Origin of the sequence: Aeromonas sp. DSM 116730, from assembly GCF_046581335.1 — a bacterium.
GTDB lineage: Bacteria > Pseudomonadota > Gammaproteobacteria > Enterobacterales > Aeromonadaceae > Aeromonas > Aeromonas rivipollensis.
The window spans coordinates 26531-41978 of record NZ_CP144265.1 but is presented as its reverse complement, the minus strand read 5'-3'; the positions used below and the strand labels follow the sequence as shown (position 1 = coordinate 41978).

At 60.4% G+C, this 15448-nt stretch carries 12 protein-coding genes and 4 tRNA genes; 11 read left to right on the top strand and 5 right to left on the bottom strand.

Going from position 1 to position 15448, the window contains the following annotated elements:
* The first annotated feature begins 120 nt into the window (after positions 1-120).
* The 7 genes from gmk to Aeroheme_RS00160 all read left to right on the top strand — a co-directional run bounded on the left by gmk (position 121) and on the right by Aeroheme_RS00160 (position 6952).
* Positions 121-747: a guanylate kinase gene (gene gmk / locus Aeroheme_RS00190; protein WP_106885352.1), complete on the top strand. Its 627-nt coding sequence runs from the start codon at positions 121-123 to the stop codon at positions 745-747.
* A gap of 79 nt (positions 748-826) precedes the next feature.
* Positions 827-1102 carry a DNA-directed RNA polymerase subunit omega gene (rpoZ, locus tag Aeroheme_RS00185; RefSeq protein ID WP_005307060.1) on the top strand — a complete coding sequence of 92 codons (276 nt, stop codon included), beginning with the start codon at positions 827-829 and terminating at the stop codon, positions 1100-1102.
* Between the two features lie 135 nt (positions 1103-1237).
* Entirely contained in the window at positions 1238-3355 is a 2118-nt protein-coding gene (gene spoT, locus Aeroheme_RS00180) for a bifunctional GTP diphosphokinase/guanosine-3',5'-bis pyrophosphate 3'-pyrophosphohydrolase (protein WP_106885353.1), read from the top strand.
* Between the two features lie 158 nt (positions 3356-3513).
* Positions 3514-4245 carry a tRNA (guanosine(18)-2'-O)-methyltransferase TrmH gene (gene trmH, locus Aeroheme_RS00175; protein ID WP_167402194.1) on the top strand — a complete coding sequence of 244 codons (732 nt, stop codon included), beginning with the start codon at positions 3514-3516 and terminating at the stop codon, positions 4243-4245.
* A complete protein-coding gene (locus tag Aeroheme_RS00170; protein ID WP_411166495.1) occupies positions 4245-4907 on the top strand; it encodes a CatB-related O-acetyltransferase in 663 nt (220 codons plus the stop codon). The genes trmH and Aeroheme_RS00170 overlap by 1 nt, the downstream gene beginning before the upstream one ends.
* A complete protein-coding gene (locus Aeroheme_RS00165; protein WP_408782268.1) occupies positions 4904-5944 on the top strand; it encodes an alpha/beta fold hydrolase in 1041 nt (346 codons plus the stop codon). The genes Aeroheme_RS00170 and Aeroheme_RS00165 overlap by 4 nt, the downstream gene beginning before the upstream one ends.
* Positions 5945-6139: 195 nt before the next feature.
* On the top strand, positions 6140-6952 hold the full coding sequence (locus Aeroheme_RS00160) for a Cof-type HAD-IIB family hydrolase (protein WP_106887822.1): 813 nt from the start codon (positions 6140-6142) through the stop codon (positions 6950-6952).
* A 240-nt stretch (positions 6953-7192) separates the two neighbouring features.
* On the opposite strand, the gene Aeroheme_RS00155 is transcribed toward Aeroheme_RS00160, so the two are convergent.
* The 5 genes from Aeroheme_RS00155 to Aeroheme_RS00135 all read right to left on the bottom strand — a co-directional run bounded on the left by Aeroheme_RS00155 (position 7193) and on the right by Aeroheme_RS00135 (position 8313).
* Entirely contained in the window at positions 7193-7693 is a 501-nt protein-coding gene (locus Aeroheme_RS00155) for an RICIN domain-containing protein (RefSeq protein WP_411166494.1), read from the bottom strand.
* Between the two features lie 177 nt (positions 7694-7870).
* Positions 7871-7947, bottom strand: a tRNA-Pro gene (locus tag Aeroheme_RS00150).
* Between the two features lie 58 nt (positions 7948-8005).
* Positions 8006-8091, bottom strand: a tRNA-Leu gene (locus Aeroheme_RS00145).
* Between the two features lie 20 nt (positions 8092-8111).
* Positions 8112-8187 (bottom strand) — tRNA-His (locus Aeroheme_RS00140).
* 49 nt (positions 8188-8236) lie between these two features.
* Positions 8237-8313 (bottom strand) — tRNA-Arg (locus tag Aeroheme_RS00135).
* A 258-nt stretch (positions 8314-8571) separates the two neighbouring features.
* On the opposite strand from Aeroheme_RS00135, the gene Aeroheme_RS00130 reads away from it, so the two are divergent.
* The 4 genes from Aeroheme_RS00130 to Aeroheme_RS00115 all read left to right on the top strand — a co-directional run bounded on the left by Aeroheme_RS00130 (position 8572) and on the right by Aeroheme_RS00115 (position 15441).
* On the top strand, positions 8572-9162 hold the full coding sequence (locus tag Aeroheme_RS00130) for a TetR/AcrR family transcriptional regulator (RefSeq protein WP_106885358.1): 591 nt from the start codon (positions 8572-8574) through the stop codon (positions 9160-9162).
* The gene (locus tag Aeroheme_RS00125; protein WP_106885359.1) at positions 9159-10265 is read left to right on the top strand and encodes an efflux RND transporter periplasmic adaptor subunit; all 1107 of its coding nucleotides are present in this window, start codon (positions 9159-9161) and stop codon (positions 10263-10265) included. The genes Aeroheme_RS00130 and Aeroheme_RS00125 overlap by 4 nt, the downstream gene beginning before the upstream one ends.
* Positions 10266-10280: 15 nt before the next feature.
* Positions 10281-13361 (top strand): multidrug efflux RND transporter permease subunit, encoded by a 3081-nt coding sequence (locus Aeroheme_RS00120; protein WP_106885360.1) that lies wholly within the window; start codon positions 10281-10283, stop codon positions 13359-13361.
* A 121-nt stretch (positions 13362-13482) separates the two neighbouring features.
* Positions 13483-15441: an ATP-binding protein gene (locus Aeroheme_RS00115; protein ID WP_106885361.1), complete on the top strand. Its 1959-nt coding sequence runs from the start codon at positions 13483-13485 to the stop codon at positions 15439-15441.
* Positions 15442-15448: the final 7 nt, after the last annotated feature.

The following is a 15448-nucleotide window of genomic DNA, read 5'->3' as shown; positions in this document are numbered from 1 at the left end:
CCTTTACAACCTCCCGACTCAAGAATTTCCCGCGTTTTGCGAGTGACTGTCTCCCTTTCGGGCACATGACGGCAGCCTCTGCTACAACCAAAACACGGGTCATCGCTTAAAGGTACAGACATGGCGCAACAAGGCACTCTCTATATCATCTCCTCCCCGAGCGGGGCCGGTAAGTCCAGCCTGCTCAATGCCTTGCTGACCCAGCACAACGACGCCGGCAAGATGCAACTCTCCGTCTCCCACACCACACGCGCCACTCGCCCCGGCGAAGAGCACGGGGTGCACTACCACTTCGTGCAGGTGGAAGAGTTCAAGGCGCTGATCGAGCGCGGTGATTTTCTGGAGTGGGCAGAGGTGTTCGGCAACTACTACGGCACCTCCCGCGCCGCCATCGAGGCCTGTCTGGCCAGGGGCATCGACGTCTTCCTCGACATCGACTGGCAGGGTGCCCGCCAGATCCGCGAGCAGATGCCAACCAAGTCCATCTTCATCCTGCCTCCGAGCCGGGAAGAGCTGGAGCGCCGCCTGATCGGCCGCGGCCAGGACAGCAGCGAAGTGATCGCCGGCCGGATGGCGAAAGCCATTGCCGAAATGGTGCACTACGACGAGTATGACTATGTCATTATCAATGAAGACTTTGAGCAGGCGCTGTTCCAGCTCAGGGCCATCATAGAGTGCCAGCGGCTGGAATTGCGCCAGCAGCAGCAGGCCCAACAAAACTTGCTGCAACAGCTACTGGCAGAATAGGCCAAAAACAAGTAAACTTTTGCGTCATTTTTAAACACTGCTTTTTCAAACACAGAAAGCCCAAACACTGGAGTCCTGCATGGCACGCGTTACTGTAGAAGATGCTGTAAAACAGGTAGGTAACCGTTTTGACCTGGTGCTGGTCGCCGCACGCCGCGCCCGTCAAATCGCGGTACAAGGCAAAGATCCCCTGGTCGACGAAGAGAACGACAAGCCGACCGTGATCGCCCTGCGCGAGATCGAACTGGGTCTGGTCAACAACCAGGTGATGGATACCCAGGACCGCTACGAGCAGCAAGAGCAGGAAGCCGCCGAGCTGGCTGCCGTTGCTGCCATCGCCGAAGGCCGCGGTTAAGTCAGTTATTTCTCATAGTCGGCGCCCGCCCGGGTGCCGACTGTTCTTCCCATTTACAACCGCTCGAAAACCTCGCAAACTCGAGGGCATACCCTCAATTCCACGGATTGTCGTTTCACCGCTGCGGGGACTGTCTTGTATTTATTTGAAAACCTTAAAGAAATAGCCAGTTCCTACCTGCCTCCAGAGCAGGTTGAGAAGCTCAGGCAAGCCTATGTGGTGGCCCGTGACGCTCACCAGGGACAGATGCGTTCCAGCGGCGAGCCCTATATCACCCACCCGGTTGCCGTTGCCCGCATTCTCGGCGACATGCGACTCGATCACGAAACCCTGATGGCCGCCGTGCTGCACGACGTCATCGAAGATACCCCGGTCACCAAGGACGATCTCGCCGAGCTGTTCGGCAACGCCGTCGCCGAGCTGGTATCCGGCGTCTCCAAGCTCGACAAGCTGAAGTTCCGCGATCGCAAGGAAGCCCAGGCCGAGAACTTCCGCAAGATGGTGATGGCCATGACCCAGGATATCCGGGTCATCCTGATCAAGCTCGCCGATCGCACCCACAACATGCGCACCCTGGGCTCACTGCGGCCGGACAAGCGTCGCCGCATCGCCCGGGAAACCCTCGAGATCTTCGCCCCCATCGCCAACCGCCTCGGCATTCACACCATGAAGAACGAGCTGGAAGAGCTGGGCTTCGAGGCGCTCTACCCCATGCGTTCCCGGGTGCTGCGGGAATCGGTACGCCGCGCCCGCGGCAATCGCCGCGAGATCATCGACTCCATCGAGAGCGAGATTGAGGGTCGCCTGCGCGAGGCCGGCATCGATGCCCAGGTCAGCGGTCGCGAGAAAAATCTGTTCTCCATCTACAACAAGATGGAGAAGAAAGAGCTGCAGTTCCATGAGGTGATGGATATCTACGCCTTCCGCGTCAGGGTGAAGGACATAGACACCTGTTACCGGGTGCTTGGGCAGATGCACAGCCTCTACAAGCCGCGTCCCGGCCGCTTCAAGGACTACATCGCCATTCCCAAGAGCAATGGCTACCAGTCCCTGCACACCTCCTTGGTGGGGCCTCACGGGGTGCCGGTGGAGGTGCAGATCCGCACCGAGTTCATGGATCAGATGGCCGACAAGGGGGTCGCCGCCCACTGGGCCTACAAGCAGGATGGCGACAGCTCGGGCACCACGGCCCAGATCCGCGCCCAGCGCTGGATGCAGAGTCTGCTGGAGTTGCAGCAGAGCGCCGGCAGCTCGTTCGAATTCATCGAAGGGGTCAAGACCGACCTCTTCCCGGACGAGATCTACGTCTTCACTCCGGAGGGCCGCATCATGGAGCTGCCCGCCGGCGCCACCCCGGTGGACTTCGCCTACACGGTGCACACCGACATCGGTCACGCCTGCGTCGGCTCCCGGGTCGACCGTCACCCCTACCCGCTCAGCAGTCCGCTGCATTCGGGCCAGACGGTGGAGATCATCACAGCACCGGGCGCCCGCCCCAATGCGGCCTGGCTCAACTTCGTGGTGACCACCAAGGCGCGCTCCAAGATCCGCCAGTTCCTCAAGAACCTGCGCACCGAAGAGTCTGTGGTGCTGGGCCGTCGCCTGCTCAACCATGCCCTCGGCGCCAAGAACATCGAAGACATACCCGAGCCGCGCATCAAGCAGGTGCTGGCCGACACCAAGCACGAGAACCTACAGGGCCTGCTGGCCGACGTGGGGCTGGGCAATGCTATGAGCGTCATGGTGGCCCGCCGCATGCTGGGTGACGAGTTGCCGCCGGAAGAGCAACCGAAATCCAGCAGCAAGAAGATGCCCATCAAGGGGGCCGACGGCATGCTGGTCACCTTCGCGAACTGCTGTCGTCCGATCCCGGGGGATGCCATCATCGCCCACATCAGCCCGGGCAAGGGACTGGTCATTCACCAGGAGTCCTGCCGCAACATCAAGGGCTACAGCCGCGAGCCGGACAAGTACCTGCCGGTGCAGTGGGAAGTGGACAAGGATCAGGAACAGGAATTCCGCACCGGCATCAGCATCGAGATCGTCAACCACCAGGGTGCCCTGGCGGAGCTGGCCAACGTGATTGCCGCCACCGGCGCCAACATCCACGCCATCAGCACAGAAGAGAAGGATGGCCGGGTCTATCTGGTCACCCTGCTCATCACCACCAAGGGCCGCATCCACCTTGCCAACATAATGCGCAAGATCCGGGTAATGCCCAATGTGCTCAGGGTGAGTCGACAGAAGAACTGATCACACAGGCGGCGCGAGCCGCCTGATGCTTTTATAGAGACAAGCCATGACCCCCGAACGCTTCAAGCGGATTTCCGACATGCTGGCCCAACGCCAGCTTGATTTAACCGTCTGCATGCACGGGAAGAGTGCACAAGCCTCACTGCATAGAAACCGATATGACTCCTGAACGCTTTAAACGGATCTCCGACATGCTGGCCCAGCGCCAGCTCGATCTCACTGTCTGCATGGAAGAGGTCCACAAGCCTCACAACCTGGCCGCCATAGTACGCACCGCCGATGCCATCGGCATTCACCGGGTCCACGCCGTCTGGCCCAAAACCTGGATCCACAAGCGCAAGGGCACCGCCCGCGGCAGCCAGAACTGGGTCGACGTCAAGCTGCACCCGGACATAGGCAGCGCAGTGGCCGAACTGAAAGCCTCCGGCATGCAGATCCTGGCAACCCATCTCTCGGAGAGCTCGGTGGACTTTCGCGCCATCGACTACACCAAACCGACTGCCATCCTGGTAGGCCAGGAGAAGCACGGCATAGGGGAAGAGGCGCTGGCCCTGGCCGATCACCATATCGTCATCCCCATGGTGGGCATGGTGCAGTCCCTCAACGTCTCAGTGGCCGCCGCCGCCATCCTGTACGAAGCCCAGCGCCAGCGCGAGCTGGCCGGCTGCTACCAGCGCGGCTGCCCGCTCGATCTGGAGGAGCAGAACAGCATATTGTTCGAGGGGGGCTACCCCATCTATGCCCAGCTCTGCAAAGAGAAAGAGATGCCCTATCCCCAGCTCGGCCCAGCCGGCGAGATCCTGGCGGACGAGGCCTGGTGGCAACGGATGCAGCTGACCCGCAAGGGCTGGGCCGCACAACAGGAAGATCAAGCGTGGCAGGAGGAGTGATGGATAATCCCTTCGGTAGCTGGCTGGAATCCCAGGTCATACGGGATCATCTCAGCAACCCCAATATCGAGGCAGGCGACTACAGCTACTATTCCGGCTACTACCATGGCAAACCGTTCGAGGATCACTGCGTACGCTATCTGCTGGGTGACGGCTCGACCCGGGATACCTGGGAGAGCGGCATCTGGGGCGAAGTGGATCGCCTGATCATCGGCAAGTTCTGCTCCATAGGTTCGGGTGCCACCTTCATGCTGGCCGGCAATCAGGGCCACCAGCTGGATTGGGCCTCTACCTTCCCCTTCGACGCCACCCGTTTCGGTGATGGCGTACACGACGGCTTCCAGCGCAAGGGAGATACCCAGGTTGGCAACGACGTCTGGATAGGCTCGGAAGCCATGATCATGCCCGGCATCACCATAGGCGATGGCGCCGTCATTGCCACCCGGGCAGTCGTCACCAAAGACGTTGCCCCCTACACCATAGTGGGCGGCAACCCGGCCCAACCGATCCGTCGCCGCTTCACCGATGAGCAGATCTCCATGCTGCAGGCCATGCAGTGGTGGAACTGGCCCCTGCCCCGCCTGCAGGCGGCCATGCCCCTGCTCTGCTCGGGCGATATCCCAGCCCTCTACCAGCATTGGCAACAGGAGTACGCATCATGAACCGGTTATCTTCTGCCCTGCTGGCCCTGACCCTGTTTTCTGCCGGAGCCCTTGCCGTGACCAATCCCTATCAGCTGACCACGGAAGCCGAAGTCCCCGCCCTCCATCAACAGACCCTGCCGGATTTCTGGCGCGACCATGCCGTCGAAGGGGAGTTCAAGGGCAAGGACGGGGTGACCATCCGCTATGCCGCCCTGCGCCAGGCCAAGGTGGACAGAGCCATACTGCTCGTCAACGGCCGGGTCGAGAGCTACCTCAAGTATCAGGAGCTGGCCTGGGATCTGTGGCGTCAGGGCTATAGCCTCTACCTCATCGACCATCGCGGCCAGGGGCTGTCGGATCGCCTGCTGGCCGACAAGGAGAAGGGCTATGTCGCCGACTTCGACGACTATGTGCTGGACCTGAAGCAGTTCCATGACGACGTCATACTGGCGGACAAGCCTGCCAAGCTGTTCCTGCTGGCCCACTCCATGGGCGGCGCCATCTCGGCCCGCTATCTGGAGCGCTGGCCGGACGACATCAAGGCGGCCGTGCTCTCCTCCCCCATGATGGGCATCAACCTCGGCGGCCTGCCCAAGTGGCTGGCCCTGGGGCTGGCGGCTACCATGGATACGGTCGGCAGCTGGTGGGGCGAGCCCCCCTATGGCCCGGGCCAGACCGGCTATGTCTCCCATGAATTCGCCGACAACGGCCTGAGCCACAGCGAGCCCCGCTACCAGGCATTCCGCCAGCTCTATGAGCAGCGCCCGCAGATCAAGCTGGGTGGGGTGACGGCCCACTGGATCCGCGAGGGTATCAAGGCCGGGGATGCCGCCATCGCGGAGGCAGACAGGATCAAGACGCCACTGCTGCTGATCCAGGCGGGGGATGACGGCATAGTCGACAATGCGGCCCAGGACGAGTTCTGCACCAGGGCCAGTTGTGAAGGGGGCAAGCCGCTGCGGATCGAGGGGGGCTGGCACGAGCTGTTTATCGAGGCCGATGCCCAGCGTCTGCCCACGCTGACCGCGACCCTGGACTTCTTCGCCCGCTTCTAGTGGCCAGTTGCATGACTTGCCAGGGGAGTGGCCAGCGTCCCGTGTCCAGCATGGCGTCACCTGCCACCCAGGCGCGGCCTGGTCCGGCACGGCAACAGACCCCGGGACTGGTTATTTTTTGGATCCCTAAATAAATGGGGTGACGCAAGACGCTGGGGTACACTGCCCCGGCGTTCCACTGATGCCGAGGTAATGATGTTCAAGGTAGTTGTGTCCGATCTCGATGGTACCCTGCTCAACGGGCAGCACCAGATCTCCCCCCGCACCCGGGATACCCTGCACCGTCTGGTCGATCAGGGGATCAAGTTCGTGGTGGCCACCGGCCGTCACCATGTGGATGTGCGCAGCATCCGCGATGCCCTGGGGCTGGATATCTACCTCATCACCTCCAACGGCGCCGTGGTGCACGACAAGCAGGATACTCTCGTCTTCAACCAGGCACTGCCGAGCACGGTGGCGGCCGAGTTGATCGCGCTGGAGCGCGACCCCTCCATCCACATCAACGTCTACTACGGCGATGAATGGCTGGTGGAAGAGGAGATGCCCTGGCTGCTGCAGTTCCATCACGATTCCGGCTTCAGCTATCGCCTGACCGATCTCGCCAGCCACCCGCTGGACAAGATCAACAAGGTCTTCTACATCGGCGAACACGAGAAGCTGCTGCAGATAGAGGCTGAGCTCAACCAGCGTTATGGTGATCGAGTCAACGTCACCTTCTCCCTGCCGGATTGCCTCGAGGTGATGCACGCCGGGGTGCACAAGGGCAATGCCGTGCGCGCCGTGCTGGAGCAGCATGGGCTTGAGATGTCCCAGGCTGTCGCCTTCGGTGATGGCATGAACGACTTCGAGATGCTGAGCATGGTGGGCCGGGGTGTGGTGATGGGCAACGCCCATGATCGTCTCAAGCTGGCCCTGAGCGAACACGACAGAACCCTGAGTTCGGATGAGGATGGCGTCGCCGTCTATCTGGAGCAGCTGTTCGCCATCAATCAGACTGGCGCGGCCTGATCCCTGCCATCATGGCGATCTCCCCGGGATCGCCATGACACTATGGCGCGCGAGTGCCCTCATCGTTTGAAGCTGTGGTTGCACTCCTTGCACCAGTATTGCCGGGAGAGCTGGCGATCCAGGGTGCGACCCAGCCATAGCCCGACACCCCCACCGGTTGCACCGCCGACCAGAGCGCCGCTCAGGGCCCCTGCGATAGAGCCTATGGGAATCCCTATGCCACCCAGCGTAGCCCCATCATCAACTGAGACCTGGCAGGCCAAGGCGATCCAGCAGGCTGCCGGTCGGCGCCCAAGTGAAGCTCTGATTGGCGCCACCGTAACACTCGGCCAATCTCAGCGGCACGGCGGCTCTGTGGCGGCGACCAGCCACATCCAGACACAGTGAAACCTGCCGGTTGAACAGTCTATCCCCCTGCCACTGCCATTGACGGCTGTCGTCCTGACACTCTCCCACGGCGAGGCCGTCATCCCCCTTGGCGATCAGGCAACCCTGCGCCAGCTGCAAGGCCCCCGCATCCCAGGTGAACAGCTGGCGGGGGCTCTGATCGCAAGGCTGGGTGAGCAGGCTACCCTGCTCGCTCAGGGCCACGCAAAAGCCGCCGCCGGTTACCAGGGTGGCCGGGGGAACCGGCGTTGACCTGGGGGCGGCCCCCAGCAGAAGAGTCTCAGGTCTCGGCTGCAAGGCACAACCGCCGAGCAGCAGTGCCATCAGGGCGAGCAATCGGATGTGAAGGGGCATGATGATGCATAGGCCTGTGTCTGAATGGGTCGCGGGTGTCCACTATTCTGGTGGCTCCCGGCCAAGCATACCGAACTCGCGGCGAACAGGCGCCTGCAGAAATGTAAGAAGAGGTGACAGAGGAATGATAGATACGCAGAAAAGCAAAAACCCCGCCGAAGCGAGGTTTTCAGAATGTGGTCGGTGATAAAGGATTCGAACCTTTGACCCTCTGGTCCCAAACCAGATGCGCTACCGGGCTGCGCTAATCACCGATGGGTATTTCCAAAATACAAAGATGACCATGTGGTCATCCTCGTCATACAGCAAGTATGGTGCGAAGAGAGGGACTCGAACCCTCACACCCGGGGGGCACTAACACCTGAAGCTAGCGCGTCTACCAATTCCGCCACCTTCGCATACCTGACAAGCTGTAAAATGGGGTGGCTGATGGGGCTCGAACCCACGACAACCGGAATCACAATCCGGGACTCTACCAACTGAGCTACAGCCACCACAGCTGTTTTGTTCCACAACAACGCCCGCTTAACTGGCGCACTTAGATGGTGCGCCCGACAGGATTCGAACCTGTGACCTCTGCCTCCGGAGGGCAGCGCTCTATCCAGCTGAGCTACGGGCGCTACGCTGTCGAACGGGGCGCATTATTGATGATGGCGCCCACCTTGTCTACTCTTTTTTTATCCCCACGGTTCAAGTGTTTGTTTTTCAATCTTTTCGTGCACTTTTATACCTCTTCTTCAGCCATTCGGCCAAAAACGTCCTCACTCGGCCCGCTTTTGGATCCTCTTCTGGCAGTAAAGTGGCCGGCATCCCTTGACTTGCTTTCCTCTCCACCTAGAATGAATGAACGTTCATTCACTCGCTGAAGTCTGATCATCATGGATAAGAAAGAACGGATTTTCGAGGCAGCGCACGAAATCCTCGGCGAGCAGGGCTTCTACGGCCTTTCCATCGCCGCGGTTGCCAAGAAAGCCAAGGTAGCGGCAGGCACCATCTATCGCTACTTCAGCGACAAGGATGATCTTGTCCGCCAGCTTTATCAGCACACCATTCTCAAGTGTCATCCCTTGGTCATGGAAGATGTGCAGATAGAAGAGGTGTCATATCGGCAGTATCGACGCCTCTGGCTCAATATCGACGCCCTCTTTGCCAGCCATCCCAATGTACTGAAATGCAAATTGCAGTACGAAAGTTCTCCATTGGGGGCTGAATTGGAGCGGGATCCGGTCATAATGGCGACATGGGCCCCACTTGAGCGTTTCTTCGAACAGGGACGCCAGCAGGGTCTGTTCATCGATTTGCCCGTTCTGGTGCTGCAGGCCCTGAGCCTGAGCTGCGTGGTCAACCTGGTACAACAACGCCAGGCTCACGAATTTGAGTTGACGCAAGAACAGTTGGAGACGGTCATCCGGGCCAGCTGGAATGCCATTTTAAACCCTAATTATTCCATCACAGGAGCCTGTTCATGAAAAAGTGGATGGCCATCATGTTGCTGATAGCACTCGCCCTGTTCGGCAGTGTCATCGGCTTCAATATGTTCAAGCAGAAGAAGATTGCAGAGTTCATGGCCAATCGACCCGAGCCCGAGTTCCCGGTGACCGCCATGGTGACCAAGGCGCAAGACTGGGTCCCCACCATAGAGGCGATCGGCTTCATCGAGCCTAACCAGGGGGTCACCCTTTCCAGTGAGCTGGCGGGCACCATAGACAAGATCAGCTTCGAATCCGGGGCTCAGGTCAAGGCGGATCAACTGCTGCTGAGCCTGGACTCCAGCGTGGAGAAGGCCAACCTGAACGCCTCCCAGGCCAGGCTGCCTGCGGCTCGTGCCAAGTTCGAGCGCTACCAGAACCTGTACCAGAAGAACTCCATCTCCCGGGATCAGCTGGATGATGCCGAAGCGGCCTATCGCTCACTGGAAGCGGACATCGACAGCCTGAAGGGCACCATAGCCCGCCGCGAAGTCCGTGCCCCCTTCGGTGGCGTCGTGGGTCTGCGCAACGTCTTCCTCGGTCAGTACCTGGAACCCGGTACCGAGATAGTGCGGCTGGAAGACACCAGCGTGATGCGCCTGCGCTTCACCGTGCCCCAGACCGACATCTCCAAGATTTCCCTCGGCCAGACCGTCAAGATCAACGTGGATGCCTATCCCCAGACCCAGTTTGACGGCCAGATCACCGCCATCGAACCTGCCGTCAACTACCAGAGCGGCCTGATCCAGGTGCAAGCCAACATCCCGAACAACGACGGTCAGCTGCGCTCCGGCATGTTTGCCCGCGCCAGCATCATATTGCCCACGGTGAAAGACCAGATTGTGATCCCGCAGTCTGCCATCTCCTTCACCCTCTATGGCGAGAACGTCTACGTCATTCACGAGGCAGACGGCGTGAAACGCGCCAAGCAGGTGGTGGTGAAGGCGGGTGAGCGTCGCGGCAATGATGTCCATGTGTTGTCCGGCATCAAGGCTGGCGATCAAATCGTGCTGTCGGGTCAGGTTCGCCTGAGCAACGATACCAAGGTGCACGTGGTCGAAAACGATGCCCTTGCCGTTCCGGCACAAACCCCGATGCTGTAAGCGCGGAGATCTGCGATGCGATTTACTGACATATTCATAAAACGGCCGGTGCTGGCGATCTCGCTCAGCTTCCTGATAGCCCTGCTGGGCTTCCAGGCCATCTTCAAGATGCAGGTGCGGGAATATCCCGAGGTGATCAACACCGTCATCACGGTCAACACCAGCTACTATGGCGCCAGCTCGGATCTGATCCAGGGCTTCATCACCCAGCCTCTGGAGCAGGCGGTCGCACAAGCCGACAATATCGACTTCATGACCTCCTCCAGCCAGCTGGGCAGCTCCACGGTGACGGCCTACATGAAGCTGAACACCGACCCCAACGCCGCGCTGTCCGACATCCTGGCCAAGGTCAACTCGGTGCGCTCCCAGTTGCCCAAAGAGGCGGAAGACCCTTCGGTCACCTCCTCCACGGGTTCCACCACTGCGGTGCTCTACATGGGCTTCACCAGCCCCGAGCTGAACTCCAGCCAGATCACCGACTACCTGGAGCGGGTCATCAAGCCCCAGCTGTTCACCGTGGGCGGGGTATCCAAGGTTGACCTCTACGGCGGGGTCGAGTTTGCCCTGCGGGTGTGGCTGGATCCGGCCAAGATGGCCGCCTTCGACCTGACCGCCAGCGACGTGATGACTGTGCTCAACAGCAACAACTATCAGTCGGCCACCGGTCAGGCCACCGGCTATTTCACCCTGTTCAACGGCAATGCCGAGACCCAGGTCAGCAATACCGACGAGCTCAAGCGTCTGGTGGTAGCGACCCGGGATGGCAAGGTGATCCGCCTCTCCGACATCGCCAAGGTGTCGCTGGAGAAGAGCCACGACATCTATCGCGCCAGCGCCAACGGCCGTGAAGCCGTGGTCTTGGCCATCAACGCCGCGCCGACCGCCAACCCCATCAACATCGCCCACGATGTGCTGGAGCTGCTGCCGAGCCTGAAGAGCAACATGCCGAGCACCATGCAGGTCAACATCCTGTATGACTCCACCATCGCCATCAACGAGTCCATCCACGAGGTCATCAAGACCATACTGGAAGCGGCCGCCATAGTACTGGTGGTGATCACCCTGTTCCTCGGCTCCTTCCGGGCCGTCATCATCCCGATCATCACAATACCGCTGAGTCTCATCGGCGTGGTGATGATGATGGACATGTTCGGTTTCTCCATCAACCTGATGACACTGCTGGCCATGGTGCTCGCCATCGGTCTGGTGGTGGATGACGCCATAGTGGTGCTGGAGAACGTCGATCGTCACATCAAGGAGGGGGAAGAACCGTTCAGGGCCGCCATCATAGGCACCCGGGAGATCGCGGTGCCGGTCATCGCCATGACGGTGACCCTGGCTGCGGTGTACGCGCCTATCGCACTGATGGGGGGCATCACAGGCTCCCTGTTCAAGGAGTTTGCGCTGACCCTGGCGGGGGCCGTATTCGTCTCCGGCATCATAGCCCTGACCCTGTCCCCCATGATGTGCTCCAAGATGCTCAGGGCCAACGAGACCCCGAGCAAGTTCGAGAGCACTGTGCATCACCTGCTGGATCGGATGACGGCCCGCTATGACAGCATGCTGCATGCTGTCATGCAGCACCGCATCGTGGTCATACTGTTCGCCGTCATAGTGTTCGGCAGCCTGCCGTTGCTGTTCAAGTTCATCCCGAGCGAGCTGGCCCCGTCCGAGGATAAGGGCGTCATGGCCGTGCTGGGGACGGCACCGTCCAATGCCAACCTGGACTACATAGAAAACACCATGGCGGATGTGAACAAGGTGCTGGATGACCAGCCCGAGATCGCCTACTCCCAGGTATTCTCCGGGGTGTTCAACGCCAACCAGGCCTTCGGCATCGCCTCCATGGTGCCCTGGAGCCAGCGTGAGGCGAGCCAGAAAGAGGTGCTGGATCGGGTGGCCGGTCTGGTGAAGGACATCCCTGGGATGGCCATCACCACCTTCCAGTTCCCCGAGCTGCCAGGTGCCTCCAGCGGTCTGCCTATCCAGTTCGTCATCACCACCCCGAACAGCTTCGAGAGCCTGTTCCTGATCGCGGGTGAGATGCTGGCGGCGACCCAGGCCAACGGCCAGTTCGTCTATTCGGATCTCGATCTGAACTACGACTCGGCCACCATGAAGATCAGCATCGACAAGGACAAGGCGGGTGCCTACGGCATCACCATGCAGGACATAGGTACCACCATGGGCACCATGATGGCGGACGGTTACGTCAACCGGATCGATCTGGATGGCCGCTCCTACGAGGTGATTCCGCAGGTGGAGCGCAAGTACCGTCTCAACCCCGAGTCCATCAAGGGTTACTACGTGCGCGCCGCCGACGGCAAGTCGATCCCGCTGGGCAGCCTGATCAAGATTGAAGTGGTTGGCGAGCCCCGCGCCCTGCCCCACTTCAACCAGCTGAACTCCGCCACCATAGGCGCCGTACCGGCACCTGGCGTGGCCATGGGGGATGCGATCAACTGGTTCAAGGCCACCGCCGAAGAGAAGCTGCCGCAAGGCTATCGCTACGACTTCATGGGGGAAGCCCGCCAGTTCGTGACCGAGGGCAATGCGCTCTATGCCACCTTCGCCCTGGCCCTGGCCATCATCTTCCTGGTGCTGGCCATCCAGTTCGAGTCGGTGCGTGACCCCCTGGTGATCATGGTGTCGGTACCCCTTGCCATCAGCGGGGCCCTGATTGCCCTGGCATGGGGCCTGGCCACCATGAACATCTACTCCCAGGTGGGCCTCATCACCCTGGTCGGTCTGATTACCAAGCACGGTATTCTGATCTGCGAGGTGGCGAAGGAGGAGCAGCTGCTGCACGGCATGAACCGGATGCAGGCCGTGATGCAGGCTGCCAAGGTTCGTTTGCGCCCCATCCTGATGACCACGGCGGCCATGATTGCCGGCCTGATCCCGCTGCTCTATGCAGCAGGCGCGGGCGCGGCCCAGCGCTTCAGCATCGGCATCGTCATAGTGGCGGGTCTGGCCATCGGCACCCTGTTCACCCTGTTCGTGCTGCCGGTGATCTACACCTTCCTGGCCTCGGAGCACAAACCGCTGCCGGAATTCGACGAGTCCATTCCAGCCAAGGCGAAAGGAAACCATTGATCCTCAGCCAACAGCAACAAGGCCCCGAAAGGGGCCTTATTTTTATCCATTTGATGGCACACGACATGAGTCCATGAAGCAGTTAAACTAGGCCGTTCGCAATCCAGACCGCAAGGATGCCATGTCAGGAATCTTCTCCAAGGCCATAGGCCTTAACGGACTCTCTTATCGTCTGCTTTCCTACATTCTGATCTGCAGCACAGTGCTGGCGCTGGTCATCACGGTGTTGCAGCTCGCCTGGGACTACAACAAGGACGTCACCGTCATAGAGGCCAGCATCGACCAGATCGAGGCCTCCTTCCTGCAACCCATCTCCGCCAGTCTGTGGAACCTGGATGAAGAGCAGGTCAAGGTGCAGATCGAAGGCATCATGAACCTGCCCAACATGCAGTTCGTCATGGTCAAGGAGATGCTGGGCAACTCGGAAGTGCCGCTGCTGACCCAGGGGGTGGAGCAGGCGCAATACGACATCTCCCGCGAATTCAGCCTCACCTATCAGGGAGAGGTGGTCGGCAAGCTGTTCGTCGCCGCCACCTTGGATCAGGTCTACCAGCGCCTCATCGAGAAGTCGGTGCTGATCCTGGTCAGCCAGACCATCAAGACCCTGGTCGTCTCACTCTGTATCCTGGTCATCATCTATTACCTGGTGATCCGTCATATCAACCGCATCGTCAGCTATGCCCAGAAACTGAGTCTGGATCGGCTGGCGGTGGAGCTGACCCTGGAAGGGCGTCCCCTGCCCCGCAAACATCCGGATGAGTTCGATGCGCTGGCCGCCACCCTCAACCAGATGCGCACCCGATTGAACGACGAGTTCAACGCCCGCCATCAGGCGGCGGATCAGCTCCAGCAGGAGCGGGATTTCTCCGCCACCCTGATCAACTCCGCCAACATGGTCATCTGCTGCATGGAGCCGGATCTCAACATCGCCAGCATCAACCCGGCCGCCATACTGCTCACCGGCTACCACCACGAGGAGCTGCTGCAGCACAACTGGCTGGATCTGTTTGTCAGCGAGGAGCAGCGTGCCGAGCTGGCGGCCACCCTGGCGGATCAGGGCTCCCTCGAGGACAGGGAGATCACCATGCATGACCAGCAGGGCAGCGAGCTCGTCCTGCAGTGGACCTTCGCCCCCTTCTACGAGGGGCCGAATCTCAAGTATCTGATTGGCTTCGGTTATGACATCACCCCCCTCAAGAAGGTGGAGCGGGAAATCATACTGTTCAACGAACAGCTGGAAGGCAAGGTGGCGGAGCGTACCCGCAGCCTGAGCGATGCTAACGACCAGCTGGGCAAGGCCTATGACGATCTGAAACAGGCGCAGCAGACCCTGGTGGAGTCGGAGAAGATGGCCTCCCTGGGTTCCCTGGTGGCCGGCGTGGCCCACGAGATCAACACCCCCATCGGCATCAGCGTCACGGCCTCCTCCTATCTGCAGGAGCGGGTGGCCGACTTCAAGCAGCACCTAGAAGCCAAGCAGTTGTCGCGCTCCTATCTCAACGAGTTCACCCAGAACCTCGACGAGTCGATGCAACTGCTGCAGGGCAACCTGAGGCGGGCCTCCGAGCTCATCGCCAGCTTCAAGCAGGTGGCAGTGGATCAGTCATCCGAGGCGCGCTACAACTTCAGCCTCGCCGACAACCTGCATCAGGTGGTGGTCTCCCTCGGCTACAAGCTGAAGAAGGCCCAGTGCGAGGTCGACATCCAGTGCGATCCCAAGCTGGCCATCTACTCCTTCCCCGGCAGCTTCACCCAGATCTATTCCAATCTGATCCTCAACTCCATCCATCACGGTTTCGACGGCTGGGACAGGCCCAAGAAGATCACCATCAGGGTGGAGCAGCAGGGTGACGAACTCGTCATCGATTACAGTGACAACGGTCGCGGCATCCCCCCTGAGATACTGCCGCGCATCTTCGATCCCTTCGTCACCTCCAAGCGGGGCCAGGGTGGCAGCGGGCTCGGCACCCACATCATCTACAACCTGGTGGTGCAACTGCTCCGTGGCCGCATCCATTGCGCCAGCGAACCGGGTCAGGGTGCCCAGTTCCATATCCGCCTGCCGATCCGGCAGAACTGAGCGCCGG